The sequence below is a fragment of the Pedobacter sp. ASV12 genome (assembly GCF_016429155.1).
Taxonomy (GTDB): Bacteria; Bacteroidota; Bacteroidia; order Sphingobacteriales; family Sphingobacteriaceae; genus Pedobacter.
In genome coordinates, this window is record NZ_JAELUC010000333.1 from 1 (window position 1) to 404 (window position 404).

The window sequence follows — 404 nt, forward strand, 5'->3', positions numbered from 1 at the left end:
ATGCCTGTTGGTGTTTTACAGAATCAACAGCCCCGTGGGCATATTGACTTTTAATGGGTTTGTAAATAATTTTAGGATTTATTGGATTGCTTATGTATTGCCAGCCAATTACCGAGTCTCTGTTAAGTTCCTGATCGCTTTGTGCTTTGCAAGGCACAAAATATAGCGTAAAGAAAAGGACGAAAATGGATTGTATTTTTCTCATTGTTAAAATCAGTCTTTGTTATCAAAAAAATACCTGGGTTTTAAACTGCTCTCCCTTATTCAAATTGGCATTGTAATAAAATCTTATGAAAATGAAGAACCGCTTCTATTTTGTTTTTATCATAATTACAGTCATACAAACTCCTGTCTCTTATACACATCTCCGAGCCCACGAGACAGTACTCATGATCTCGTATGCC

Annotated in this window: 1 protein-coding gene; it reads right to left on the bottom strand. The window is 35.6% G+C overall.

Features of this window, described 5'->3' with window-relative positions; translation table 11 throughout:
• Positions 1–205 (bottom strand): hypothetical protein (locus JHD69_RS21220; RefSeq protein WP_233166144.1); only part of this gene is annotated, 205 nt, incomplete at its 3' end.
• Positions 206–404 lie beyond the last annotated feature (199 nt).